Source organism: Streptomyces sp. NBC_00727 (assembly GCF_045161745.1).
Lineage (GTDB): Bacteria > Actinomycetota > Actinomycetes > Streptomycetales > Streptomycetaceae > Streptomyces.
In genome coordinates this window covers 850015-875677 of record NZ_CP108981.1, presented here as the reverse complement: position 1 = coordinate 875677, position 25663 = coordinate 850015, and the positions used below count along the sequence as shown (strand labels likewise).

Annotated in this window: 17 protein-coding genes, 3 rRNA genes and 1 riboswitch; of the genes, 17 read left to right on the top strand and 3 right to left on the bottom strand. The window is 67.8% G+C overall.

The window, feature by feature from the left end; genetic code table 11:
* Positions 1-29: 29 nt before the first annotated feature.
* From OG242_RS03695 to OG242_RS03685, 3 genes are all read left to right on the top strand, one after another.
* Positions 30-608, top strand: a complete 579-nt coding sequence (locus tag OG242_RS03695) for an NUDIX domain-containing protein (protein WP_405896770.1) — start codon at positions 30-32, stop codon at positions 606-608.
* Positions 609-823: 215 nt separating this feature from the next.
* On the top strand, positions 824-2800 hold the full coding sequence (locus OG242_RS03690; protein ID WP_405896769.1) for an acetoacetate--CoA ligase: 1977 nt from the start codon (positions 824-826) through the stop codon (positions 2798-2800).
* 40 nt (positions 2801-2840) lie between these two features.
* Positions 2841-3788, top strand: a complete 948-nt coding sequence (locus OG242_RS03685) for a hypothetical protein (RefSeq protein ID WP_405896768.1) — start codon at positions 2841-2843, stop codon at positions 3786-3788.
* A 68-nt stretch (positions 3789-3856) separates the two neighbouring features.
* On the opposite strand, the gene ptsP is transcribed toward OG242_RS03685, so the two are convergent.
* Positions 3857-5527, bottom strand: a complete 1671-nt coding sequence (gene ptsP, locus OG242_RS03680; RefSeq protein WP_405896767.1) for a phosphoenolpyruvate--protein phosphotransferase — start codon at positions 5525-5527, stop codon at positions 3857-3859.
* Between the two features lie 79 nt (positions 5528-5606).
* Positions 5607-6056, bottom strand: a complete 450-nt coding sequence (locus tag OG242_RS03675) for a PTS glucose transporter subunit IIA (RefSeq protein ID WP_405896766.1) — start codon at positions 6054-6056, stop codon at positions 5607-5609.
* Between the two features lie 698 nt (positions 6057-6754).
* On the opposite strand from OG242_RS03675, the gene OG242_RS03670 reads away from it, so the two are divergent.
* The 13 genes from OG242_RS03670 to OG242_RS03610 all read left to right on the top strand — a co-directional run bounded on the left by OG242_RS03670 (position 6755) and on the right by OG242_RS03610 (position 22024).
* Positions 6755-8280, top strand: a 16S ribosomal RNA gene (locus tag OG242_RS03670).
* A 298-nt stretch (positions 8281-8578) separates the two neighbouring features.
* A 23S ribosomal RNA gene (locus tag OG242_RS03665) occupies positions 8579-11703 on the top strand.
* Between the two features lie 78 nt (positions 11704-11781).
* A 5S ribosomal RNA gene (rrf, locus tag OG242_RS03660) occupies positions 11782-11898 on the top strand.
* The 16S, 23S and 5S rRNA genes sit together here, the layout of an rRNA operon.
* A 146-nt stretch (positions 11899-12044) precedes the next feature.
* Entirely contained in the window at positions 12045-12653 is a 609-nt protein-coding gene (locus OG242_RS03655; RefSeq protein ID WP_093709783.1) for a CDP-alcohol phosphatidyltransferase family protein, read from the top strand.
* Between the two features lie 112 nt (positions 12654-12765).
* Entirely contained in the window at positions 12766-15261 is a 2496-nt protein-coding gene (locus OG242_RS03650; protein WP_405896765.1) for a sugar phosphate nucleotidyltransferase, read from the top strand.
* Positions 15262-15389: 128 nt separating this feature from the next.
* The gene (locus tag OG242_RS03645) at positions 15390-16292 is read left to right on the top strand and encodes a DUF881 domain-containing protein (RefSeq protein ID WP_405896764.1); all 903 of its coding nucleotides are present in this window, start codon (positions 15390-15392) and stop codon (positions 16290-16292) included.
* The gene (locus tag OG242_RS03640; protein WP_018522495.1) at positions 16289-16621 is read left to right on the top strand and encodes a small basic family protein; all 333 of its coding nucleotides are present in this window, start codon (positions 16289-16291) and stop codon (positions 16619-16621) included. Before OG242_RS03645 ends, OG242_RS03640 begins: the two co-directional genes overlap by 4 nt.
* Positions 16622-16626: 5 nt before the next feature.
* Positions 16627-17415, top strand: a complete 789-nt coding sequence (locus tag OG242_RS03635) for a DUF881 domain-containing protein (protein ID WP_405896763.1) — start codon at positions 16627-16629, stop codon at positions 17413-17415.
* A gap of 82 nt (positions 17416-17497) precedes the next feature.
* The gene (locus tag OG242_RS03630; RefSeq protein WP_239077934.1) at positions 17498-18361 is read left to right on the top strand and encodes an FHA domain-containing protein; all 864 of its coding nucleotides are present in this window, start codon (positions 17498-17500) and stop codon (positions 18359-18361) included.
* Between the two features lie 42 nt (positions 18362-18403).
* Complete coding sequence (locus tag OG242_RS03625) at positions 18404-19144, top strand: MerR family transcriptional regulator (protein ID WP_405896762.1); 741 nt, start codon at positions 18404-18406, stop codon at positions 19142-19144.
* Between the two features lie 53 nt (positions 19145-19197).
* Positions 19198-19674, top strand: a complete 477-nt coding sequence (locus OG242_RS03620) for a bifunctional nuclease family protein (RefSeq protein ID WP_026171779.1) — start codon at positions 19198-19200, stop codon at positions 19672-19674.
* Between the two features lie 167 nt (positions 19675-19841).
* On the top strand, positions 19842-20459 hold the full coding sequence (locus OG242_RS03615; protein WP_405896761.1) for a MerR family transcriptional regulator: 618 nt from the start codon (positions 19842-19844) through the stop codon (positions 20457-20459).
* Between the two features lie 92 nt (positions 20460-20551).
* Complete coding sequence (locus OG242_RS03610) at positions 20552-22024, top strand: DNA polymerase IV (RefSeq protein ID WP_405896760.1); 1473 nt, start codon at positions 20552-20554, stop codon at positions 22022-22024.
* On the opposite strand, the gene OG242_RS03605 is transcribed toward OG242_RS03610, so the two are convergent.
* Positions 21949-22317 carry a PRC-barrel domain-containing protein gene (locus tag OG242_RS03605; RefSeq protein ID WP_405896759.1) on the bottom strand — a complete coding sequence of 123 codons (369 nt, stop codon included), beginning with the start codon at positions 22315-22317 and terminating at the stop codon, positions 21949-21951. The genes OG242_RS03610 and OG242_RS03605 overlap by 76 nt on opposite strands.
* A 116-nt stretch (positions 22318-22433) precedes the next feature.
* Positions 22434-22531, top strand: a riboswitch (glycine riboswitch).
* A gap of 193 nt (positions 22532-22724) precedes the next feature.
* Between OG242_RS03605 and gcvP the strand changes: the two genes are divergently transcribed.
* Complete coding sequence (gene gcvP / locus OG242_RS03600; RefSeq protein ID WP_405896758.1) at positions 22725-25610, top strand: aminomethyl-transferring glycine dehydrogenase; 2886 nt, start codon at positions 22725-22727, stop codon at positions 25608-25610.
* Positions 25611-25663 lie beyond the last annotated feature (53 nt).

Here is a 25663-nt window from a genome sequence, read left to right as displayed (position 1 = left end):
CCCGGAAGGGGATCCGGTACAGTCCGCGCGTGTCCGCCACCGGTTCCCCGCCCGGTCACCACGAGGACCGGTGGCCCCACGAGGAAACGGAGCAGCCCGTGATCCACTCCCACTGCGCCGCCTGCGGAGCCCCGTACACCGGCCTCCCGACCCCCGGCACCTGGCCCCGCACCTGCGCCGTCTGCGGCGAGACCGCCTACCGGAACCCGCTCCCGGTCGCCGTCGCCCTGCTCCCCGTCACCGACGGCCACACCACCGGCCTCGTCGTCATCACCCGCACCATCGAACCCGCACGCGGCGGCCTCGCCCTGCCCGGCGGCTTCATCGACCACGCCGAGGACTGGCAGCACGCCGTCGTACGCGAACTGCGCGAGGAGACCCGCATCGAGGCACGCCCCGAAGACGTCCGCCTCGCCGACGCCCTCAGCTCACCCGCCGGGCACCTGCTCCTCTTCGGAATCCTCCCCGAGCGGCCCGCCGCCACCCTCCCGCCCTCCGCCCCCACCGACGAGACCTCCGGCCACACCCTCCTCACGGCCCCCGCCACGCTCGCCTTCCCCCTCCACACCGAGGCCGTCCACCGCTGGTTCGCCGGCCGCTACCGCTGAGCCCCCGCACCACCACGACCCGCCGGCCGGCTTCCGTACACCCCGCACCGGACGTGGCGGGAGCACATAACCGGACACGGAAGCATGTACGGGCAACCCTGGTGCGAGAGACGATCACATGGCATCGTCCGTGACGTCGCCTCACGCGCACACCCCGCACGTGCGCGCGACCTGCGCACACACCGCGTACCCGCTACAGCCAGGGAGCCGCCCCCATGACCTCAGCAGCCGACGAAGCCCCCCTGTGGCAGCCCGGCCCCGACCGCATCGCGGCCGCCGCCGTCACCCGCTTCCAGAGCTGGGCCGCCGAACACCACGGCGCACCGGCCGAGGGCGGCTACGCCAGTCTGCACCGCTGGTCCGTCGACGAACTCGACACCTTCTGGAAGGCCGTCGCCGAGTGGTTCGACGTGCGCTTCTCCACCCCGTACGAGCAGGTCACCGGCGACCGCTCGATGCCCGGCGCCACCTGGTTCCCCGGCGCCACCCTCAACTACGCCGAACACGCCCTGCGCGCGGCCGAGGACCCCCTGCGCGCCGACGCGCCCGCCCTCCTCCACGTGGACGAGAGCCACACCCAGGCCGCCACCTCCTGGTCCGAGCTCCGCCGCCAGGTCGGCTCGCTCGCCGCCGAACTGCGCGCACTCGGCGTCAACCCCGGCGACCGCGTCAGCGGCTACCTCCCCAACATCCCGCAGGCCGTCGTCGCCTTCCTCGCCACCGCGGCCGTCGGCGGCGTCTGGACCTCCTGCGCCCCCGACTTCGGTGCCCGCAGCGTCCTCGACCGCTTCCAGCAGGTCGAACCCGTCGTCCTGTTCACCGTCGACGGCTACCGCTACGGCGGCAAGGAACACCACCGCGCCGACACCGTCGCCGAACTCCGCCGCGAACTGCCCACCCTGCGCGCCGTCGTCCACATCCCGCTGCTGGGCACCGAAGCCCCCGAAGGCGCCCTCGACTGGGCCGCCCTCGTCGCGGCCGACACCGAGCCCGTCTTCGAACAGGTCGCGTTCGACCACCCGCTCTGGGTCCTCTACTCCTCGGGCACGACCGGCCTGCCCAAGGCCATCGTCCAGTCCCAGGGCGGCATCCTGCTCGAACACTTCAAGCAGATCGGCCTCCACTGCGACCTCGGCCCCGAGGACCGCTTCTTCTGGTACACCTCCACCGGCTGGATGATGTGGAACTTCCTCGTCTCCGGCCTCCTCACCGGCACCACCCTCGTGCTGTACGACGGAAGCCCCGGTCACCCCGACGTCAGCGCCCAGTGGCGCGTCGCCGAACAGACCGGCGCCACCCTCTTCGGCACCTCCGCCGCCTACGTCATGGCCTGCCGCAAGGCCGGCATCCACCCGGGACGCGACCTCGACCTCTCCCGCGTCCAGTGCGTCGCCACCACCGGCTCCCCGCTCCCGCCCGACGGCTTCCGCTGGCTCCACGACGAGGTCGCCGACGACCTCTGGATCGCCTCCGTCAGCGGCGGCACCGACGTCTGCAGCTGCTTCGCCGGCGCGGTGCCCACCCTCCCCGTCCACATCGGCGAACTCCAGGCCGCCTGCCTCGGTACGGACCTCCAGTCCTGGGACCCCGCCGGCGAACCGCTCACCGGCGAGGTCGGCGAACTCGTCGTCACAAAGCCGATGCCCTCCATGCCGGTCCGCTTCTGGAACGACCCCGACGGCAGCCGCTACCACGACAGCTACTTCGACGTGTACCCCGGCGTCTGGCGCCACGGCGACTGGATCACGATCACCGACCGCGGCTCCGTCGTCATCCACGGCCGCTCCGACTCCACCCTCAACCGGCAGGGCGTCCGCATGGGCTCCGCCGACATCTACGAGGCCGTCGAACGCCTCCCCGAGATCCGCGAGTCCCTCGTCATCGGCCTGGAGGAACCCGACGGCGGCTACTGGATGCCGCTCTTCGTCCACCTCGCCGAAGGCGCCACGCTCGACGACGCCCTCCGCGACAGCATCAAGCGCACCATCCGCGAGAACCTCTCGCCGCGTCACGTACCGGACGAGGTCATCGAGGTCCCCGGTATCCCGCACACCCTCACCGGAAAGCGCATCGAGGTTCCGGTCAAGCGCCTGCTCCAGGGAACGGCCCTGGAAAAGGCCGTCAACCCCGGCTCGATCGACAACCTCGAACTCCTCCACTTCTACGAGAAGCTGGCCCGCGAACGCCGCTGACCGCACCACTGTCAGTGCCCATGATTACGCTGAGTGAGCAATGTTCGACAGCGCACTGGGGGAAATCATGGCGCAGACCAGGAACAAGCGGACCACCGTCCACGGACGGACCGTCACTACCACCATGCGACGCACGCTGCGCCGCGAAGCACCCACCACCATCGGCCTGCTGACCGATGAACAGGACTTCGCGGCCATGCGGCGCTACCGCACCTTCACCTTCGACGACCACCACGTCTACCTGGAACAGGTGGAGGCCCTGCTCAAGGCCCTCACCGCCCAGGGCGTGCACACGACGGTCGCCCTCTTCGACCCGCAGGAGTACGCGCAGTACTGCGCGGAGGCCGGCATCGCCCCCGACACCCCGGCCGGCCGCAGCCGCTTCACCGCGGAGATCGCCGCCTGCGGAGCCACCGTCCCCTACGACGGGCAGCCCCTCGACGCCCTGATCCCGGTGCTCGTCGGCCGAGCGGTCTGCCGGGCCACCTGGGAGTACGCCACCATGCTCCTGGCCGGTCTCGGCGACTGTGCCGACTGCGGCCAGGACATCGGCCACGCCGCCTTCGACCGCGCCTCCCACCTGCTGGAACGGACCCTGGAGGCGGCCGGACCCGGCATCCACCACCTGGTCTGCAGCACTCCCACGGAGCACGACCAGCTGCTCGCCGCCCTGCACACCGACCGGGCCACCGCCGGCCCCGCCCGGCTCGACAGCGAGGAGGGCGCCGAGTTCGTGAGCGTGCTCGCCGTCGGCATCGCGCTGGAGAGCCACGGCGGAGTCGTCCTGCGCACGAGCACACCCGGCGCCCCGGACCGGGTGCACGGCTGGCGGCTCAGCCGGGGCAGCCTCGCCCCGCTCACCGCGGGCGAGGTCTTCAGCGCCTACTGCACCGACGCCGACACGGGCGAACCCGTCGCCCCCGAATCCGGCGTGGAGTACTGCGCGGGCTTCGACATCGGAGCGGACGAACCGGAACAGCACCACTGACACGGCGAAGGGGCTTCCCGCCGGTCATCGGCGGAAAGCCCCTTCACCACTTGGCGTCCGGCGCCGGACTACTCGCCCGACAGCACCGCCTGCGCGGCCCGGCGAGCTTCCTCGGCGGAGTCCGCCGCACGCGCGGCCGACGCGGCCCGCTCGCACTGCGCGAGCGTGTACTTGGCCAGCGTGGCGCGCACATAAGGAATGGAGGCCGCGCCCATAGACAGGGAGGTGACACCCAGACCGGTCAGCACACAGGCGAGCAGCGGATCGGAGGCCGCCTCACCACACACACCGCAGCTCTTGCCCTCGGCCTTGGCGGCCTCGGCGGACAGCGCGACCAGATCCAGCAGAGCCGGCTGCCACGGGTCCTGGAGCCGGGAGACGGCACCCACCTGACGGTCGGCGGCGAAGGCGTACTGTGCCAGGTCGTTGGTGCCCAGCGACAGGAACTCCACCTCCTGCAGCACCGAGCGCGCCCGCAGCGCGGCGGACGGGATCTCGACCATCGCACCGAACTTGGCGTTCAGCCCGGCCTCGCGGCAGGCGTCGGCGAAGGCCTTGGCGTCCGCGCGGTCGGCCACCATGGGCGCCATGACCTCGAGGTAGACGGGAAGCCCCTCGGCCGCCTTCGACAGAGCGGTCAGCTGGGTACGCAGCACGTCCGGGTGGTCCAGCAGGCTCCGCAGCCCGCGTACGCCCAGCGCCGGGTTCGGCTCGTCCGCCGGGGTCAGGAAGTCGAGCGGCTTGTCCGCCCCGGCGTCCAGCACCCGCACCACGACACGGCCCTCGGGGAAGGCCTCCAGCACCGCCCGGTACGCGGCGACCTGCTTCTCCTCGGACGGCGCCTGCTTGCTGTCGTCCAGGAAGAGGAATTCGGTACGGAACAGGCCCACGCCCTCCGCACCCGCCTCGACGGCCGCCGGCACGTCAGCGGGACCGCCCACGTTGGCGAGCAGCGGCACCTTGTGGCCGTCCGACGTGGCACCGGGGCCGGTCGCCGCGGACAGCGCGGCCTTGCGCGCGGCGGCGGCGCTCTCCAGCTCCGCCCGCTTCTCGGCGCTCGGCTCGACGAAGATCTCGCCGGTGCTGCCGTTCACGGCGATCATCGTGCCCTCGGCCAGCTCACCGGCGCCGGGCAGAGCGACCACGGCGGGCACACCGAGCGCCCGCGCCAGGATCGCGCTGTGGCTGGTCGGCCCGCCCTCCTCGGTGACGAAGCCGAGGACCAGCGCGGGGTCCAGCAGGGCCGTGTCGGCGGGGGCGAGGTCCCGGGCGATCAGGACATAGGGCTCGTCGCTGTCCGGGACACCCGGCATCGGCACACCGAGCAGGCGCGCCACGATGCGGTTGCGGACGTCGTCGAGGTCGGCGACCCGGCCCGCCAGGTACTCGCCGGCACCCGCGAGCAGGGCCCGGTACGAGGCGAACGCGTCGTACACACCACGCTCGGCCGTGCTGCCGACGGCGATGCGGCGCTCGACATCGGCCATGAGCTCCGGGTCCTGGGCCATCATGGCCTGGGCCTCCAGCACGTGCTGGGCCTCGCCGCCGGCCAGGTTGCCGCGCGCGATGAGGTCGGCGGCCACTGCCTCCACGGCCTGCCGGGCCCGTCCCTGCTCGCGCTCGGCCTCTTCGGCCGGGATCTGCTTGGCCGGCGGTTCGAGCACCGCGGTGCCCATGTGCCGTACCTCGCCGATCGCCACACCGTGGCTCACGCCTACGCCTCGCAGCGTTGTCTCCATTGCACCCGTCTCCGGTCGTGCGGGGGTCGTTGCCTCCGCGGTGGTGGATATCCAGTCGGCTGTCACTGCGCCGATCGCGTTACTGCCAACCGAACAGCGTGTCGCCGACCGCCACGTCGCCGCTCTCCACGAGGTCGGAGAGGGAGTCGGCCGTCGCCTCCAGCGCCACGATCGGGCACACAGGGGACTTGCCGGCCTTCTCGACGGCGGAGGGGTCCCACCGGACGATGCCCTGGCCGCGGGTGACGGTGTCACCCTTGCTCACGAGCAGCTCGAAGCCCTCGCCGTTGAGCTGGACCGTGTCGATACCGAGGTGCGTCAGTACACCGTGGCCCTCGCTGTCAACGACGACGAACGCGTGCGGGTGGAGGGAGACGACGATCCCGTCGACGGGGGCGACGGCCTCCGAGGCCTCGCGCACGGGGTCGATGGCGGTGCCGGGACCGACCATCGCGCCGGCGAAGACGGGGTCGGGTACGGCAGCGAGCCCAATGGCACGTCCGGCAAGAGGGGACGTAACAGTGGTCATGGGGGGCCTCCCAGTGGAGCTTCGAAGGTGCCGCCGCGGCTAGATAGGAGGACGGCGTACTGCTCAGCAGCGTAAGTCATAAGAAGTCCCGGTTCCGCCCGAGTCCTGATGGTTCGAGGACCTAGGGGCGCACCGGAAACGGTTTGCCTCGACTCTCGGCAGCCTGTACTGTCGTACTCCTGCCTGGCCCCAACGCGACTTTGAGTCGGGGGTCGGCAGCGGCTTATTGAGCCCAAACCCTAACCCGAAATCGGGCACCCGCATGTCTGCGGGGGGCCGGTCAGGGAGAGCGAAAAGGTTTGATAGAGTCGGACACGCCGAAAGGGAAACGCGAAAGCGAAGAACTGGAAAGCGAAAACCGCTTGACCCGCTTCGACCGGGAATCGGACACGAAAGAGTCTGATAGAGTCGGAAACGCAAGACCGAAGGGAAGCGCCCGGAGGAAAGCCCCAGAAAATGTTCTGAGGGTGAGTACAAAGGAAGCGTCCGTTCCTTGAGAACTCAACAGCGTGCCAAAAGTCAACGCCAGATATGTTGATACCCCGGCCTGCTACGGCAGGTTGGTGGTTCCTTTGAAAGTCCTGCGGAACCTTCGGGTTCGGCAGGCAAAAACACAGCGAGGACGCAGTGGACGACGGGTCTTATTCCGATCTTGTCGTTCCGCTCTCGTGATGTGTTGTCCCGATTACGGGAAAACATTCACGGAGAGTTTGATCCTGGCTCAGGACGAACGCTGGCGGCGTGCTTAACACATGCAAGTCGAACGATGAAGCCCTTCGGGGTGGATTAGTGGCGAACGGGTGAGTAACACGTGGGCAATCTGCCCTTCACTCTGGGACAAGCCCTGGAAACGGGGTCTAATACCGGATAATACTTTCCTCCTCCTGGAGGAAGGTTGAAAGCTCCGGCGGTGAAGGATGAGCCCGCGGCCTATCAGCTAGTTGGTGGGGTAATGGCCTACCAAGGCGACGACGGGTAGCCGGCCTGAGAGGGCGACCGGCCACACTGGGACTGAGACACGGCCCAGACTCCTACGGGAGGCAGCAGTGGGGAATATTGCACAATGGGCGAAAGCCTGATGCAGCGACGCCGCGTGAGGGATGACGGCCTTCGGGTTGTAAACCTCTTTCAGCAGGGAAGAAGCGAAAGTGACGGTACCTGCAGAAGAAGCGCCGGCTAACTACGTGCCAGCAGCCGCGGTAATACGTAGGGCGCAAGCGTTGTCCGGAATTATTGGGCGTAAAGAGCTCGTAGGCGGCTTGTCACGTCGGTTGTGAAAGCCCGGGGCTTAACCCCGGGTCTGCAGTCGATACGGGCAGGCTAGAGTGTGGTAGGGGAGATCGGAATTCCTGGTGTAGCGGTGAAATGCGCAGATATCAGGAGGAACACCGGTGGCGAAGGCGGATCTCTGGGCCATTACTGACGCTGAGGAGCGAAAGCGTGGGGAGCGAACAGGATTAGATACCCTGGTAGTCCACGCCGTAAACGTTGGGAACTAGGTGTTGGCGACATTCCACGTCGTCGGTGCCGCAGCTAACGCATTAAGTTCCCCGCCTGGGGAGTACGGCCGCAAGGCTAAAACTCAAAGGAATTGACGGGGGCCCGCACAAGCAGCGGAGCATGTGGCTTAATTCGACGCAACGCGAAGAACCTTACCAAGGCTTGACATACACCGGAAAGCATCAGAGATGGTGCCCCCCTTGTGGTCGGTGTACAGGTGGTGCATGGCTGTCGTCAGCTCGTGTCGTGAGATGTTGGGTTAAGTCCCGCAACGAGCGCAACCCTTGTTCTGTGTTGCCAGCATGCCCTTCGGGGTGATGGGGACTCACAGGAGACTGCCGGGGTCAACTCGGAGGAAGGTGGGGACGACGTCAAGTCATCATGCCCCTTATGTCTTGGGCTGCACACGTGCTACAATGGCCGGTACAATGAGCTGCGATGCCGCGAGGCGGAGCGAATCTCAAAAAGCCGGTCTCAGTTCGGATTGGGGTCTGCAACTCGACCCCATGAAGTCGGAGTTGCTAGTAATCGCAGATCAGCATTGCTGCGGTGAATACGTTCCCGGGCCTTGTACACACCGCCCGTCACGTCACGAAAGTCGGTAACACCCGAAGCCGGTGGCCCAACCCCTTGTGGGAGGGAGCTGTCGAAGGTGGGACTGGCGATTGGGACGAAGTCGTAACAAGGTAGCCGTACCGGAAGGTGCGGCTGGATCACCTCCTTTCTAAGGAGCATCTAGACCCTTTCGGGGGTCCAGAGCCACTACGTCGGCAAATGTTCGACGGTGGTCAGCTCATGGGTGGAACGTTGACTACTCGGCACGGCACATGAGTCTTCACTAGTACTGCTTCGGCGTGGAACGTGAGGGTTGATGGGTCGGGTCGGGCACGCTGTTGGGTATCTGAAGGTACGGCCGTCATGGTCGTCCTTCGGTTGCCGGCCCCAGTGAACTTGTTCTTAGGAGCAGGGTGATGGGTGGCTGGTCGTTGTTTGAGAACTGCACAGTGGACGCGAGCATCTGTGGCCAAGTTTTTAAGGGCGCACGGTGGATGCCTTGGCACCAGGAACCGATGAAGGACGTGGGAGGCCACGATAGTCCCCGGGGAGTCGTCAACCAGACTTTGATCCGGGGGTTTCCGAATGGGGAAACCCGGCAGTCGTCATGGACTGTCACCCGCTGCTGAACACATAGGCAGTGTGGAGGGAACGAGGGGAAGTGAAACATCTCAGTACCCTCAGGAAGAGAAAACAACCGTGATTCCGGGAGTAGTGGCGAGCGAAACTGGATCAGGCCAAACCGTATGCGTGTGATACCCGGCAGGGGTTGCGCATGCGGGGTTGTGGGATCTCTCTTTCACAGTCTGCCGGCTGTGAGACGAGTCAGAAACCGTTGATGTAGGCGAAGGACATGCGAAAGGTCCGGCGTAGAGGGTAAGACCCCCGTAGCTGAAACATCAGCGGCTTGTTTGAGAGACACCCAAGTAGCACGGGGCCCGAGAAATCCCGTGTGAATCTGGCGGGACCACCCGTTAAGCCTAAATATTCCCTGGTGACCGATAGCGGATAGTACCGTGAGGGAATGGTGAAAAGTACCGCGGGAGCGGAGTGAAATAGTACCTGAAACCGTGTGCCTACAAGCCGTGGGAGCGTCGCGCATCGAGCTTGCTCGGTGCGTCGTGACTGCGTGCCTTTTGAAGAATGAGCCTGCGAGTTTGCGGTGTGTTGCGAGGTTAACCCGTGTGGGGAAGCCGTAGCGAAAGCGAGTCCGAATAGGGCGGTTTAGTAGCGCGCTCAAGACCCGAAGCGGAGTGATCTAGCCATGGGCAGGTTGAAGCGGAGGTAAGACTTCGTGGAGGACCGAACCCACCAGGGTTGAAAACCTGGGGGATGACCTGTGGTTAGGGGTGAAAGGCCAATCAAACTCCGTGATAGCTGGTTCTCCCCGAAATGCATTTAGGTGCAGCGTCGTGTGTTTCTTGCCGGAGGTAGAGCACTGGATAGGCGATGGGCCCTACCGGGTTACTGACCTTAGCCAAACTCCGAATGCCGGTAAGTGAGAGCACGGCAGTGAGACTGTGGGGGATAAGCTCCATGGTCGAGAGGGAAACAGCCCAGAGCATCGACTAAGGCCCCTAAGCGTACGCTAAGTGGGAAAGGATGTGGAGTCGCAGAGACAACCAGGAGGTTGGCTTAGAAGCAGCCACCCTTGAAAGAGTGCGTAATAGCTCACTGGTCAAGTGATTCCGCGCCGACAATGTAGCGGGGCTCAAGCGTACCGCCGAAGTCGTGTCATTCATACGCATAGGGCCAACGCCTGTATGGATGGGTAGGGGAGCGTCGTGTGCCGGGTGAAGCAGCCGCGGAAGCGAGTTGTGGACGGTTCACGAGTGAGAATGCAGGCATGAGTAGCGATACACACGTGAGAAACGTGTGCGCCGATTGACTAAGGGTTCCTGGGTCAAGCTGATCTGCCCAGGGTAAGTCGGGACCTAAGGCGAGGCCGACAGGCGTAGTCGATGGACAACCGGTTGATATTCCGGTACCCGCTTTGAAACGCCCAATACTGAATCAGGCGATGCTAAGTCCGTGAAGCCGGCCCGATCTCTTCGGAGTTGAGGGTAGTGGTGGAGCCGATGAACCAGACTTGTAGTAGGTAAGCGATGGGGTGACGCAGGAAGGTAGTCCAGCCCGGGCGGTGGTTGTCCCGGGGTAAGGGTGTAGGCCGTGTGGTAGGCAAATCCGTCACACATTAAGGCTGAGACCTGATGCCGAGCCGATTGTGGTGAAGTGGATGATCCTATGCTGTCGAGAAAAGCCTCTAGCGAGTTTCATGGCGGCCCGTACCCTAAACCGACTCAGGTGGTCAGGTAGAGAATACCGAGGCGTTCGGGTGAACTATGGTTAAGGAACTCGGCAAAATGCCCCCGTAACTTCGGGAGAAGGGGGGCCATCACTGGTGAGGGAACTTGCTTCCTGAGCTGGGGGTGGCCGCAGAGACCAGCGAGAAGCGACTGTTTACTAAAAACACAGGTCCGTGCGAAGCCGTAAGGCGATGTATACGGACTGACGCCTGCCCGGTGCTGGAACGTTAAGGGGACCGGTTAGCTGCTCTTCGGGGTGGCGAAGCTGAGAACTTAAGCGCCAGTAAACGGCGGTGGTAACTATAACCATCCTAAGGTAGCGAAATTCCTTGTCGGGTAAGTTCCGACCTGCACGAATGGCGTAACGACTTCTCGACTGTCTCAACCATAGGCCCGGTGAAATTGCACTACGAGTAAAGATGCTCGTTTCGCGCAGCAGGACGGAAAGACCCCGGGACCTTTACTATAGTTTGATATTGGTGTTCGGTTCGGCTTGTGTAGGATAGGTGGGAGACTTTGAAGCGGCCACGCCAGTGGTTGTGGAGTCGTCGTTGAAATACCACTCTGGTCGTGCTGGATGTCTAACCTGGGTCCGTGATCCGGATCAGGGACAGTGTCTGATGGGTAGTTTAACTGGGGCGGTTGCCTCCTAAAGAGTAACGGAGGCGCCCAAAGGTTCCCTCAGCCTGGTTGGCAATCAGGTGTTGAGTGTAAGTGCACAAGGGAGCTTGACTGTGAGACCGACGGGTCGAGCAGGGACGAAAGTCGGGACTAGTGATCCGGCAGTGGCTTGTGGAAGCGCTGTCGCTCAACGGATAAAAGGTACCCCGGGGATAACAGGCTGATCTTCCCCAAGAGTCCATATCGACGGGATGGTTTGGCACCTCGATGTCGGCTCGTCGCATCCTGGGGCTGGAGTCGGTCCCAAGGGTTGGGCTGTTCGCCCATTAAAGCGGTACGCGAGCTGGGTTTAGAACGTCGTGAGACAGTTCGGTCCCTATCCGCTGTGCGCGTAGGAATATTGAGAAGGGCTGTCCCTAGTACGAGAGGACCGGGACGGACGAACCTCTGGTGTGCCAGTTGTTCTGCCAAGGGCATGGCTGGTTGGCTACGTTCGGAAAGGATAACCGCTGAAAGCATCTAAGCGGGAAGCCTGCTTCGAGATGAGTATTCCCACCAACTTGATTGGTTAAGGCTCCCAGTAGACGACTGGGTTGATAGGCCAGATGTGGAAGCCCGGTAACGGGTGGAGCTGACTGGTACTAATAGGCCGAGGGCTTGTCCTCAGTTGCTCGCGTCCACTGTGTTAGTTCTGAAATAACGAACAGCCGTGTCAATATCCGGTTGGTTCAATTTCATAGTGTTTCGGTGGTCATTGCGTTAGGGAAACGCCCGGTTACATTCCGAACCCGGAAGCTAAGCCTTTCAGCGCCGATGGTACTGCAGGGGGGACCCTGTGGGAGAGTAGGACGCCGCCGAACTCCTTTTAGGAAGAGCCCCGTGCCCTTGTGGCACGGGGCTCTTTCGCGTTTCCGGGAGCACTCCGGACCCCTGTGCACCGCCGGCGAGGGCTGAGGGTAAGGTCAGGGGGCATCATTGGCACGTTCTTGACACAGGAGGCCCCCGGGTGGAGGTCCAGGAGACCCGCGTTCAGACGGACCGGGTACTCACCATCCCCAACATCCTCAGCATGGCACGCCTCGTCGGCGTACCTGTCTTCCTGTGGCTGATCCTCCGCCCCGAGTTCGGCGGGCCCAAGAGCGATAGCTGGGCCCTGCTGGTCCTGATGTTCAGCGGCGTCAGCGACTACCTCGACGGCAAGCTCGCGCGCCGGTGGAACCAGATCAGCAGCCTGGGCCGGCTCCTCGACCCGGCCGCCGACCGGCTCTACATTCTTTCCACTCTCGTCGGACTCACCTGGCGCGAGATCCTGCCTCTCTGGCTCACCATCGCCCTCCTCGCCCGCGAGCTGATGCTTCTCGTGATGGTGGGAATCCTGCGCCGGCACGGCTATCCGCCGCCCCAGGTGAACTTCCTCGGCAAGGCGGCCACGTTCAACCTCATGTACGCATTCCCCTTGTTGCTGCTCAGCGACGGGCATGGTTGGCTGGCAGAGGTGGCCACTGTTTTCGGATGGGCGTTCGCAGGGTGGGGTACAACCCTCTATTGGTGGGCAGGAATCTTGTACGTGGTTCAGGTCCGCCGCCTCGTCAAGGCGGATGCAGTAGCCGATTGAGCTCGTTGATGTGGTGCCGTGCAACGCTGCCGGCCCGCGGCTGATGTCAAAGAAGCTGCCCTGACGGGTCAAGTCGGCTCGACCGTCGTCTCTCAAGGAGGACGTTTCCGACATGAAGGCCGTCGTGATGGCTGGCGGCGAAGGCACTCGCCTTCGCCCCATGACCTCGAGCATGCCCAAACCGCTCCTGCCTGTGGCCAACCGGCCGATCATGGAGCATGTGCTCCGGCTGCTGAAACGGCACGGGCTCAACGAGACGGTGGTGACCGTCCAATTCCTCGCCTCATTGGTGAAGAACTACTTCGGGGACGGCGAAGAGCTCGGTATGGAGCTCAGCTATGCCAACGAGGAGAAGCCGCTTGGCACCGCGGGCAGCGTCAAGAATGCCGAAGAGGCACTGAAGGACGACACCTTCCTCGTCATTTCCGGCGACGCGCTCACCGACTTCGACCTCACGGATCTGATCGCCTTCCACAAGGAGAAGGGCGGCCTGGTCACCGTCTGCCTCACCCGCGTTCCCAATCCCCTCGAATTCGGGATCACGATCGTGGACGAGCAGGGCCAGGTCGAACGGTTCCTGGAGAAGCCCACCTGGGGCCAGGTCTTCTCGGACACGGTGAACACGGGCATTTACGTCATGGAGCCCGAGGTCTTCAACTACGTCGAGGCCGACGCGTCCGTCGACTGGTCCGGGGACGTCTTTCCGCAGCTGATGAAGGAAGGCAAGCCCATCTACGGCTACGTCGCCGAGGGCTACTGGGAGGACGTCGGCACGCACGAGAGCTATGTGAAGGCCCAGGCCGACGTGCTCGAGCGCAAGGTCGACGTGGAGATCGACGGCTTCGAGATCTCCCCCGGCGTCTGGGTGGCCGAGGGCGCCGACGTGCACCCCGACGCCGTGCTGCGGGGCCCGCTGTACATCGGGGACTACGCCAAGGTCGAGGCCGGCGTGGAGATCCGCGAGCACACGGTCATCGGGTCGAACGTCGTCGTCAAGAGCGGCGCCTTCCTGCACAAGGCCGTGGTCCACGACAACGTGTACATCGGCGACCACAGCAACCTGCGCGGTTGTGTGGTCGGCAAGAACACCGACATCATGCGCGCCTCCCGTATCGAGGACGGCGCAGTCATCGGCGACGAGTGCCTCGTCGGTGAGGAATCGATCATCCAGGGGAACGTCCGCGTCTACCCCTTCAAGACCATCGAGGCCGGCGCCTTCGTCAACACCTCGGTGATCTGGGAGTCGCGCGGCCAGGCCCACCTCTTCGGAGCGCGCGGCGTCTCCGGAATCCTGAACGTCGAGATCACCCCCGAACTGGCCGTCAGGCTGGCGGGTGCGTACGCGACGACGCTCAAGAAGGGTTCCACCGTCACCACCGCCCGGGACCACTCCCGAGGCGCCCGGGCCCTCAAACGCGCGGTGATCTCCGCACTCCAGGCCAGTGCCATCGACGTACGCGACCTGGAGAACGTACCGCTGCCCGTCGCGCGTCAGCAGACCGCGCGAGGAAGCGCCGGCGGGATCATGATCCGGACCTCCCAGGGCGTGCCCGACTCCGTCGACATCATGTTCTTCGACGAACGCGGAGCGGACCTCTCCCAGGCCCGGCAGCGGAAGCTGGACCGGGTCTACGCCAGGCAGGAGTACCGGCGGGCCTTCCCGGGCGAGATCGGGGACATCTACTTCCCGTCCAGCGTCTTCGACTCGTACACCGGATCGCTCCTGCGCAACGTCGACACCACGGGGATCGCCGACGCCCAGCTCAAGGTCGTCGTCGACGCCTCCAACGGCAGTGCGGGGCTCGTGCTGCCGAGTCTCCTGGGGCGGCTGGGCGTGGACGCGCTCACCATCAACCCCGGGCTCGACGAATCGCGCCCGACCGAGACGGCCGAGGCCCGGCGCAACGGCCTCGTGCGCCTGGGGGAGATCGTCTCCTCGGCGCGGGCGGCCTTCGGCGTCCGCTTCGACCCGGTGGGCGAGCGGCTCTCGCTGGTCGACGAGCGGGGCCGGATCGTGGAGGACGACCGGGCCCTGCTGGTCATGCTCGACCTCGTCGCCGCCGAGCGGCGCAGCGGACGGGTGGCGCTGCCGGTGACCACCACCAGGGTCGCCGAACAGGTCGCCGCGTACCACGGCACACAGGTCGAGTGGACGACGACGTCGCCCGACGACCTGACGCGGGTGGGGCGTGAGGAAGGCACCATCTTCGGTGGAGACGGCCGTGGCGGCTTCATCGTTCCCGAATTCGCCAGCGTCTTCGACGGAACGGCCGCGTTCGTGCGGCTCATCGGGCTCGTCGCCAGGACCCAGCTCACGCTGAGCCAGATCGATGCCCGCATCCCGCACGCCCATGTCCTGCGCCGTGACCTCGCGACACCCTGGGCCGTGAAGGGGCTCGTGATGCGCCGGGTCGTGGAGGCGGCCGGGGACCGGGACGTCGACACGACGGACGGCGTACGGGTCGTCGAGGCGGACGGGCGCTGGGTCATGGTCCTGCCGGACCCGGCGGAAGCCGTCACCCACCTGTGGGCCGAAGGTCCCGACGACGCCTCCGCCGAGGCCCTGCTCGACGAGTGGGCGGCGGTCGTCGACAGCGCGGGCGACTGACGTGGAGCCGCCGGGACGCGCGAACGAGCACCCGTCCCGGCGGCGCACCGGCCGCCCCTTCCCGCAGGCGGCCGGCCATCGGTGGGGCCATTCGGCGTAAGCCGCCGCGACATGCGACGATGTGCGGCATGTCGCAGCAGCCCCCCGGTCGGAGCACGGCCCCGCCGTCCAAGCGCCCCGACGCGTCCATGTTGCTGCTGACCAACGTGATGGAGCACAGCCTGGACGACGGGTACGCCGAAGCGGCGGCCCGGCGCGAGGCCGACGGGCGATCCGGCATGCCCCGTACGCTCAAGGCCAAGCTCGGCTTCGCGGCCTGCCTGGTCCTGGCCGCCCTGGTCGTCACGCTCGGGGCGGCCCAGGCACGGGTGACCGCGCCGGTGCTGGCCAAGGAGCGGCAGGAGCTCATCGACCGCATCGACGCGGAGACGGCGGCGGCCGACACCCTGGAGACCCAGGTGGAGGAAGTCCGCGACGACGTGAGCAAGCGCCAGCGCAAGGCCCTCCAGGAACACGGGGGCGACCAAGGCGAGCTGGTGGCGCTGCTCTCCGGGGCGACGCCCGTGCAGGGTCCGGGGATCAAGGTCGTCGTCGACGACGCCGAGGACACCGACCAGGGGGGCGGCGGGCCCCGCGAGACCAGCGGCTTCTCCGACACCGGGCGGGTCCGGGACCGGGACATGCAGCGCGTCGTCAACGGCCTGTGGGAGTCCGGCGCCGAGGCCATCTCGATCAACGGACAGCGGCTGACCGCCCTGTCGGCGATCCGGGCCGCGGGCGACGCCATACTGGTCGACAACAGACCGCTCGTGCCCCCCTACACGGTGCTCGCGGTGGGGGACGGCAAGAAAGTGGCTGCGGCCTTCCGGGACAGTGCCGACGGCAGGTACCTGCAGTCGCTCAAGGACAGCTTCGCCATCAGGACCGCCATCTCGGTCCAGGAGAAGCTGAGTCTTCCGGCCGCCCCGAGCCTGATCGTACGGACAGCAGAGCCATACAAGGCCGCAGACACAGGGAAGGGCACATCGTGATCGCCGTACTGGGCCTCGTCGTGGGAGTCGTGGTCGGACTGTTGGTCCGGCCCGAAGTTCCGGCGATGGTCGAGCCCTATCTCCCCATCGCCGTCGTCGCCGCGCTCGACGCGGTCTTCGGCGGGCTGCGGGCCATGCTCGACGGGATCTTCGTCGACAAGGTCTTCGTGGTCTCGTTCCTCTCGAACGTGGTCGTGGCGGCGCTCATCGTCTTCCTGGGCGACAAGCTGGGCGTGGGTGCCCAGCTCTCCACCGGTGTGGTGGTCGTGCTGGGCATCCGGATCTTCTCCAACGCCGCCGCGATCCGCCGGCACGTCTTCCGGGCTTGATGCCGATGAGCAACGACACGTTCGACGACGGCGGCGAGCAGCCGGGCCGCCCGCCGGCCGGCTCTCCCGAGGAACTCACCGGGCGCCAGCGGCTGATCGCAGGCATCTGGCCGCCCCGGGTGACCCGCGCCCAACTCATCGTCGCCCTGCTGCTGTTCGTCCTCGGCCTGGGGCTCGCCATCCAGGTGCGGTCCAACAGCGACAACAGCGCCCTGCGCGGTGCCCGCCAGGAGGACCTGGTGCGCATCCTCGACGAGGTGGACGACCGCACCCAGCGGCTGGAGGACGAGAAGCAGCGCCTCGACGCCCAGCGCACGGAGCTGGAGAACAGCTCCGACCAGGCCGAGGAGGCCAGGAAGCAGACGGTCGAGAAGGAGCGTCAACTCGGCGTGCTCGCGGGCACCGTGGCGGCGCACGGCCCGGGCATCACGATGACGGTCGACGATCCCGGGGACGCCGTGCGGCCGGACATGCTGCTCGACGCGCTTCAGGAGCTCAGGGCGGCCGGGGCCGAGGCCGTGGAGGTCAACGGTGTGCGCGTGGTGGCCAATACGTACTTCTCCGGCGACGGGGGAGCGGTCAAGGTCGACGGACGCAAGATCTCCGCGCCGTACGTCTTCAAGGTCATCGGCAAGCCGCAGGATCTGGAACCGGCGCTGAACATCCCCGGGGGTGTGGTGCAGACGCTGGAGAAGGAGCAGGCCACGGTGCATGTGGCCCGGGCCGACGACATTGTCGTGGACGCCTTGCGACCGGCGGAGCGGCCTGACTACGCTCGGTCGTCGGGCCAGTGATCCCCCGGCGCCCGGGCGTCGGGGAACACGAGCGGACGGTTGCGGGGGGTCGCCGCATCGTAATCGTGGCGCGTGGTGGAAACTGTCGAGTGGATACGGACGTTGTGAAGATGTCCGGGTCGGCAGGTGTGTTCATTCAGGGTTCGTCCTGCCCCACGGGCGGGTCTGTTTCGGTCAAGGGGAATCGCCCGTGAAGTTGTTTGGGAAGTTGTTCGGCAAGAGCGCTCGCGATGAAGCCGCACGTCATCGCGCGCCGCGCCATGGTCAGCCCGACGAGCAGGGCGCGGAGCGCCCGCTCTTCCGCGACCAGGTGGCAGGCCAGGGGGGTGACTATCCGGGCGGTCCCGGCGCGTCGTCCGTTGACCCTGCCGGTCCCGGCGCAATAGGTTTCGGAGCCCCGAGCCAGGAGGCTTCGTCCATGCCGGTGTGTACGAGGTGCGGCCACCGCAACGCCGAGGCCAGCCGTTTCTGCTCCAACTGCGGTGCGCCGCTGCGGGGCGGAGTCCCCGAGCGCGCCTCGGAGACGACGTCGACCATCTCGATCTCGGGCCTGGAGGCGTACGAGGCGGAGGCGACCGGCCAGACGGCCGTGCCGTCGCTGTCCCCCGAGGCGCAGGCAGCCGTCGACGCCCTGCCGCTCGGTTCGGCGCTCCTGGTGGTGCGGCGCGGGCCGAACTCCGGCAGCCGCTTCCTGCTGGACGGCGAGCTGACCACGGCCGGCCGTCACCCGCAGAGCGACATCTTCCTCGACGACGTGACGGTCTCGCGCCGTCACGTCGAGTTCCGTCGCAACGCCGACGGCAGCTTCACGGTCGGGGACGTCGGCAGCCTCAACGGCACCTATGTCAACCGTGAGCGGATCGACTCCGTCGCCCTGTCCAATGGTGACGAGGTGCAGATCGGCAAGTACCGGCTGGTCTTCTACGCGAGCCAGCGGGGCATCTGACCCGCCCCCGGACGCCGTCCGGGGGGAACCCCAGGAAGGTCCATGCTGAGAACACCGAGCGGCGGTGCCGGACACGGCACCGCCGCCGACGACCGGCCGATGAGCATCGGCACGGTGCTCCTGCAGCTGCGGGAGGAGTTCCCCGAGGTCACCATCTCCAAGATCCGCTTCCTGGAGGCCGAGGGGCTCGTCGATCCGCAGCGGACCCCGTCCGGCTACCGGAAGTTCGTCGCAGCGGACGTCGAGCGGCTCGCCCAGGTCCTCCGGATGCAGCGGGACCACTACCTGCCGCTCAAGGTCATCCGTGAGCACCTGGACGCCCTCGCCCGGGGGGAGCAGGTCTCCCTGCCCTCCCAGGACGGTGAGGGGGACGAGTCGGACGGTGACGGCACCGGTGTGCCGGGCCGCGCCACGGCCGCCCGCATCGGCCGCTCCGAGCTTCTCGTCGCCGCCGAGGTCACCGAGAGCGACCTCGATGACTGGGAGTCGTACGGCCTCGTCGCGCCCTCGCCCGACGGCGGCTACGACGCCGAGATGGTGACCGTCGCCAGGCTTGTGGCGGATCTGGGGCGATTCGGTCTGGAACCCCGTCACCTGAGGGCCATGCGGGCCGCCGCCGACCGGGAGGCGGGACTCATCGAGCAGGTGGTCGCGCCGCTCCGCCGGCACCGGAATCCGCAGACCAGAGCCCATGCCGAGGCGACCGCGAAGGAGCTGGCGGAGCTCTCCGTACGGCTGCATTCCGCCCTCGTGCACACGGCTCTGCAAGTCCGGCTCCACTGAAGCCGGACCAGCCCGACTACCCAAACCTGCCGAGCACGTCCTAGGGTTGCTGTGTGAACGAGCTCGACGTTGTGGGTGTCCGGGTGGAAATGCCCTCCAACCAACCGATCGTGCTTCTGCGTGAAGTGGGAGGCGACCGGTACCTCCCCATTTGGATCGGTCCTGGCGAGGCGACCGCGATCGCCTTCGCCCAGCAGGGCATGGCTCCGGCCAGGCCGCTGACCCATGATCTCTTCAAGGACGTGCTCGAGGCCGTCGGTCAGGAGCTGACCGAGGTCCGGATCACGGACCTGCGCGAAGGGGTTTTCTACGCGGAGCTGGTCTTCGCCGGCGGTGTCGAGGTGAGCGCGCGGCCTTCCGACGCGATAGCGCTCGCCCTGCGCACCGGCACGCCGATCTACGGCAGTGACGGGGTGCTCGACGACGCGGGGATCGCCATCCCCGACGAGCAGGAGGACGAGGTGGAGAAGTTCCGCGAGTTCCTCGACCAGATCTCTCCGGAGGACTTCGGTACGAACAACAGCCAGTGACGTCGTCGGGGGCCGCCGTCGGCACAACCGATCAGCCTTTCCCCGTCAACGGTCACGCGAAACCACCCTCAGGGTGATTATCACTCGGCGTGCCGAGTGTGGCGATCGTTGACGCACCCCGGGTGACTGCCTACCTTCGAGTGGGCAGGTCAAGGACGGAGGTCGGCGTGAGAAGCAGCGGCGACGGTACGGCAGCGGGTGCGCCGTATTCGCAGCAGGGGAGTAAAGCCGACCGAACCATGAGGCAGTCGGCTGTGCCGGCTGCGGTGGTGGGGGGCGGCGTGGCATCGGCCGACGACATCGGCTATCGCGGGCCAACGGCGTGCGCGGCGGCGGGGATCACCTACCGGCAGCTCGACTACTGGGCCCGCACCGGTCTCGTCGAGCCGAGCGTCCGGCCGGCGTACGGGTCGGGCACCCAGCGGCTCTACAGCTTCCGGGACGTCGTTCTGCTGAAGATCGTGAAGCGCTTCCTCGACACCGGCGTGGCGCTCCAGAACATCCGGACCACGGTCCAGCACCTGCGGGCCCGCGGCTTCCAGGACCTGGAACGCATGACGCTGATGAGCGACGGCGCGACGGTCTACGAGTGCTCCTCGCCCGCCGAGGTCGTCGATCTGCTGCAGGGCGGCCAGGGCGTCTTCGGCATCGCCGTCGGCGTGGTGTGGCGGGACGTGGACGCCGCGCTGTCCCAGCTGCACGGGGAGCGCGTGGACACGGGTGAGACCCTCGTCGGGCACAACCCCGCCGACGAGCTGGCACGGCGCCGCAACCGGGCCGTCTGAGCCGCTGAGAGCGGCCGCCCGGGGTGTGAACCGCGGGCGGCAGCGCCGTGAGGCGCGGCGATTGTCAGTGCCGTAGGGCAGCATCGGCAGGTGTGAGAGCCGCGCCCACCATCCTCCATCTGGACATGGACGCCTTCTACGCCTCGGCGGAGCAGGCGGCGAAGCCCAGCCTGCGCGGCAAGCCGGTCGTGGTGGGCGGGCTCGGCCCGCGCGGGGTCGTCGCGACCGCCTCGTACGAGGCACGGCGGTTCGGGGTGCATTCGGCCATGCCGATGGCGCAGGCCAGACGGCTGGCGCCGAACGCCGCGTATCTGGTGCCGCGCTTCACGCTGTACCGGTCGGTGAGCGACCAGGTCATGGAGCTGCTGGGCCGGCTCTCCCCGCTGGTGGAACCGCTCAGCCTGGACGAGGCCTTCGTGGACCTCGAAGCCGGGGACATGGCCGACGACACCGCCTCGGCCCTGGAGATCGGCCGGCAGCTGCGCGAGGCGATCGAGGCGGTCACCGGACTGAGCGGTTCCGTCGGGCTCGCCGGCTCCAAGATGCTCGCCAAGATCGCTTCCGAGGAGGCCAAGCCCGACGGGATACGCCTGATCGCCCCCGGCACCGAGCGGGAACACCTCGCGCCCATGCCGGTGCGCACCCTGCCCGGTGTCGGCCCGGCCACCGCCGACCATCTGCGCCGTGCCGGCATGACGACGGTCGACGACCTCGCCGAAGCCGGTGAGGCCGAGCTGATACGGCTGCTGGGGAAGGCGCACGGCGCCTCGCTGCACCGGATGGCGATCGGCCTCGACGACCGGCCCGTGGTCGCGGAGCGCGACGCGAAGTCCGTCTCGGTCGAGGACACCTTCGACATGGACCTGCACGACCGGGTCCGGGTGCGCACCGAGGTGGAGCGGCTGGCCGACCGGTGCGTCCAGCGGCTCAGGGGCGCCGGTCGCTCGGGGCGCACGGTGGTGCTGAAGGTGCGCCGTTACGACTTCTCCACGCTGACCCGCTCCGAGACGCTGCGCGGCCCCACGGACGACCCGGCGGTGGTCCGCGAGGCCGCCGCCCGGCTGCTGGAGTCCGTGGACACCACCGGGGGAGTTCGGCTGCTGGGCGTCGGCGTCACGGGGCTCGCCGACTTCACCCAGGAGGACCTGTTCGCCCAGGCCGCCGGTGAGCGGGCGGCCGCGGTCCCGCCGGAGGACGCCGGAGCGCGGCCGCAGGACGACACCGGCGGCCGCGAGCGGCCCGCGGAACCCGAGCCGGGACAGCCGGGGCCGGACGACGCGGAGCAGCTCGCGGCGCGGCGCTGGCCGGCCGGGCACGATGTGTCCCACGAGGCCCACGGACACGGCTGGGTGCAGGGCAGCGGGGTCGGCCGGGTGACCGTGCGGTTCGAGGAACCGGGGTCGCCGCCCGGCCGGGTGCGTACGTTCCGCGTCGACGACCCCGCGCTGCGGGCCGCCGAGCCCCTGCCGCTCGTCCGGGACGCGCCGGACTACTCCTCCTGGCCCGCCAGCCGGCCGAAGTCCCGGTCCGGGGCCGGTTCGCCGGGGGCGGCGTCCAGGCCGTAGTGCCGGTAGAGCTGGAGCTCCTGCTCCGGCGAGAGGTGGCGGCCCACGCCGAAGTCGGGCGCGTCCTTGATCAGCGCCCGGTCGAAGGGGACGCGCAGCGCGTCCTCGACGAACTCGCTGGGCTCCAGCGGGACGAAGGCGTCACGGCTGAAGAGGCCGGTGCGCACCGCCGCCCATTCGGGTACCCCGGTCGCGTCGTCGAGGTACACCTCGTCCACGGTCCCGATCTTGGTGCCCTTGCGGTCGAAGGCCTTGCGGCCGATCAGGCTGCGCGGGTCGATGTCGGTCTGCACGGTCCCTCCCACACTGGTCGCGGCTGGTCCACAGGGACTACAGAAATGCAGTTCCGTGGGCTTGGCCACTCGAGAATTCTCGTCGTGTACCCCGCTGGTAGGCTGGTCATGGCTGCTGACCCCGTGCGGGAGAGTCGTCCGGAGCCCATCCGGAGGACGCCGAAGGAGCAAATCCTCCCCGGAATCTCTCAGGCCCCCGTACCGCACGGACGAGGTCACTCTGGAAAGCAGGGCGGGTTGCGCGCGGCCGATGGGCCGTACGGAACCTCTCCCTCACCGACGGTGAAAGCCGGCGCCCGCGTGGTGCCGGTGAAGCTCTCAGGTTGAGATGACAGAGGGGGAGGCCGTTCGGGCACCCGGCGCCGCGGTGCCCCTCGCAGGTCGTGACAGACCAGGAGGCCTCCACCATGACCCCCCGTCGCACCCCGCTCTCCCAGCTGGAACAGGGCATCCCCTTCGAGCAGCGCCACATCGGCCCGGACGCCGAGGCGCAGGCGAAGATGCTCGCCCAGGTCGGCTACGGCTCGCTGGACGAGCTGACCGCGGCCGCCGTGCCCGACGTGATCAAGAGCGCCGAGGCGCTGAACCTGCCGGGAGCCAGGACCGAGGCCGAGGTGCTGGCCGAGCTGCGCCGGCTCGCCGACCGCAACCAGGTCCTCGCCCCGATGATCGGGCTCGGCTACTACGGCACGTTCACCCCGCCGGTGATCCTGCGCAACGTCATGGAGAACCCCGCCTGGTACACGGCCTACACGCCGTACCAGCCCGAGATCTCCCAGGGCCGCCTCGAAGCGCTCCTGAACTTCCAGACGATGGTCGCCGAGCTGACCGGCCTGCCCACCTCGGGCGCCTCACTCCTCGACGAGGGCACCGCCGCCGCCGAGGCCATGTCGCTGGCCCGGCGCGTCGGCAAGGTCAGGAACGGCGTCTTCCTGGTCGACGCCGACGCCCTGCCGCAGACCGTCGCCGTCATCGAGACCCGCGCCGAGCCGACCGGTGTCGAGGTCGTCGTCGCCGACCTCACCGACGGCATCCCGGCCGGGATCGCCGAGCGCGGGGTCTTCGGTGTGCTGCTCCAGTACCCCGGCGCCTCCGGGGCCGTCCGGGACATCAAGCCCGTGATCGACCAGGCGCACGAGCTGGGCGCGATCGTCACCGTGGCCGCCGACCTGCTGGCCCTCACCCTGCTCACCTCGCCCGGCGACCTCGGCGCCGACATCGCCATCGGCACCACGCAGCGCTTCGGCGTGCCGATGGGCTTCGGCGGCCCGCACGCCGGCTACATGGCGGTCCGGGACAAGTTCGCCCGCAGCCTGCCCGGCCGCCTCGTCGGCGTCTCCGTGGACGCCGACGGCAACAAGGCGTACCGGCTGGCCCTGCAGACCCGCGAGCAGCACATCCGCCGCGAGAAGGCCACCAGCAACATCTGCACCGCGCAGGTGCTGCTCGCCGTCATGGCCGGCATGTACGCCGTCTACCACGGCCCCGAGGGCCTGCGCACGATCGCCCGGCGCACCCACCGTTACGCCGCGATCCTGGCCGAGGGCCTGCGCGCCGCCGGCGTGGACGTGGTGACCGGTTCCTACTTCGACACGCTCACCGTCCGCGTCCCCGGCAAGGCCGGCGAGGTCGTCGCCGACGCCCGCGAGCGTGGCGTGAACCTGCGCCTGGTCGACGCCGACACCGTCTCCCTCGCCTGCGACGAGACCACGACCCGTACCCAGGTCGCCGCCGTCTGGGCGGCCTTCGGCGCCGACGGGGACGTCGAGGCTCTGGACGCCACCACCGGGGACGCGCTCCCCGAGGCGCTGCTGCGCGCCGACACGATCCTGACCCACCCGGTCTTCCACCAGCACCGGTCCGAGACCGCCATGCTGCGCTACCTGCGCAAGCTGGCCGACCGCGACTACGCGCTGGACCGCGGCATGATCCCGCTCGGCTCCTGCACGATGAAGCTGAACGCGACCGCCGAGATGGAGTCGATCACCTGGCCCGAATTCGGCGCGCTGCACCCGTTCGCGCCCGCCGAGCAGGCCCAGGGCTTCCTGACGCTCATCCGCGAGCTGGAGGAGCGGCTGGCCGAGGTCACCGGTTACGACGCGGTCTCCCTCCAGCCGAACGCCGGTTCGCAGGGTGAGTTCGCGGGGCTGCTGGCCGTCCGCGCGTACCACCGCGCCAACGGCGACGAGAACCGCACCGTCTGCCTGATCCCGTCCTCCGCGCACGGCACCAACGCCGCGAGCGCCGTGATGGCCGGCATGAAGGTGGTCGTCGTCAAGACCGCCGACGACGGCGAGGTCGACATCGATGACCTGCGCGCCAAGATCGCGCAGTACCGCGACGAGCTGGCCGTGCTCATGATCACCTACCCGTCGACGCACGGCGTCTTCGAGGAGCACGTCGCCGACATCTGCGCCGAGGTGCACGACGCCGGCGGCCAGGTCTACGTCGACGGCGCCAACCTCAACGCGCTGGTCGGCCTGGCCAAGCCCGGCCGGTTCGGCGGCGACGTCTCGCACCTGAACCTGCACAAGACCTTCTGCATCCCGCACGGCGGCGGCGGCCCCGGCGTCGGCCCGGTCGGCGTGCGCGCGCACCTGGCGCCGTACCTGCCCAACCACCCGCTGCAGCCCGCGGCGGGCCCGGAGACCGGCGTGGGACCCATCTCGGCCGCCCCGTGGGGCTCCGCGGGCATCCTCCCGATCTCCTGGGCGTACGTACGCCTGATGGGCGGCGAGGGCCTGAAGCGCGCGACGCAGGTCGCCGTGCTCGCGGCCAACTACATCGCCACGCGCCTCGAACCGCACTACCCGATCCTGTACAACGGCCCGGCCGGGCTGGTGGCGCACGAGTGCATCGTGGACCTGCGGCCCATCTCCAAGGCGACCGGGGTCAGCATCGACGACGTCGCGAAGCGGCTCATCGACTACGGCTTCCACTCGCCGACCATGTCGTTCCCGGTCGCCGGGACGCTGATGATCGAGCCGACCGAGAGCGAGGACCTCGCGGAGCTGGACCGCTTCTGCGACACGATGATCGCCATCCGCGGTGAGATCGAGAAGGTCGCGTCGGGGGAGTGGAGCGCCGACGACAACCCGCTCGCCAACGCCCCGCACACCGCCGCCGCGCTGGGCGGGGAGTGGGAGCACGGCTACAGCCGCGAGGTGGCGGTCTTCCCGGCGGGCGTGTCGGCCGCCGACAAGTACTGGCCGCCGGTGCGCCGGATCGACGGTGCGTTCGGTGACCGCAACCTCGTCTGCTCGTGCCCGCCCCTGGACGAGTACGACAACTGATCCGGAACGCCTGATCGAAGCGGTGTGACGCGGACACGCGTCGGGGCCGGTGC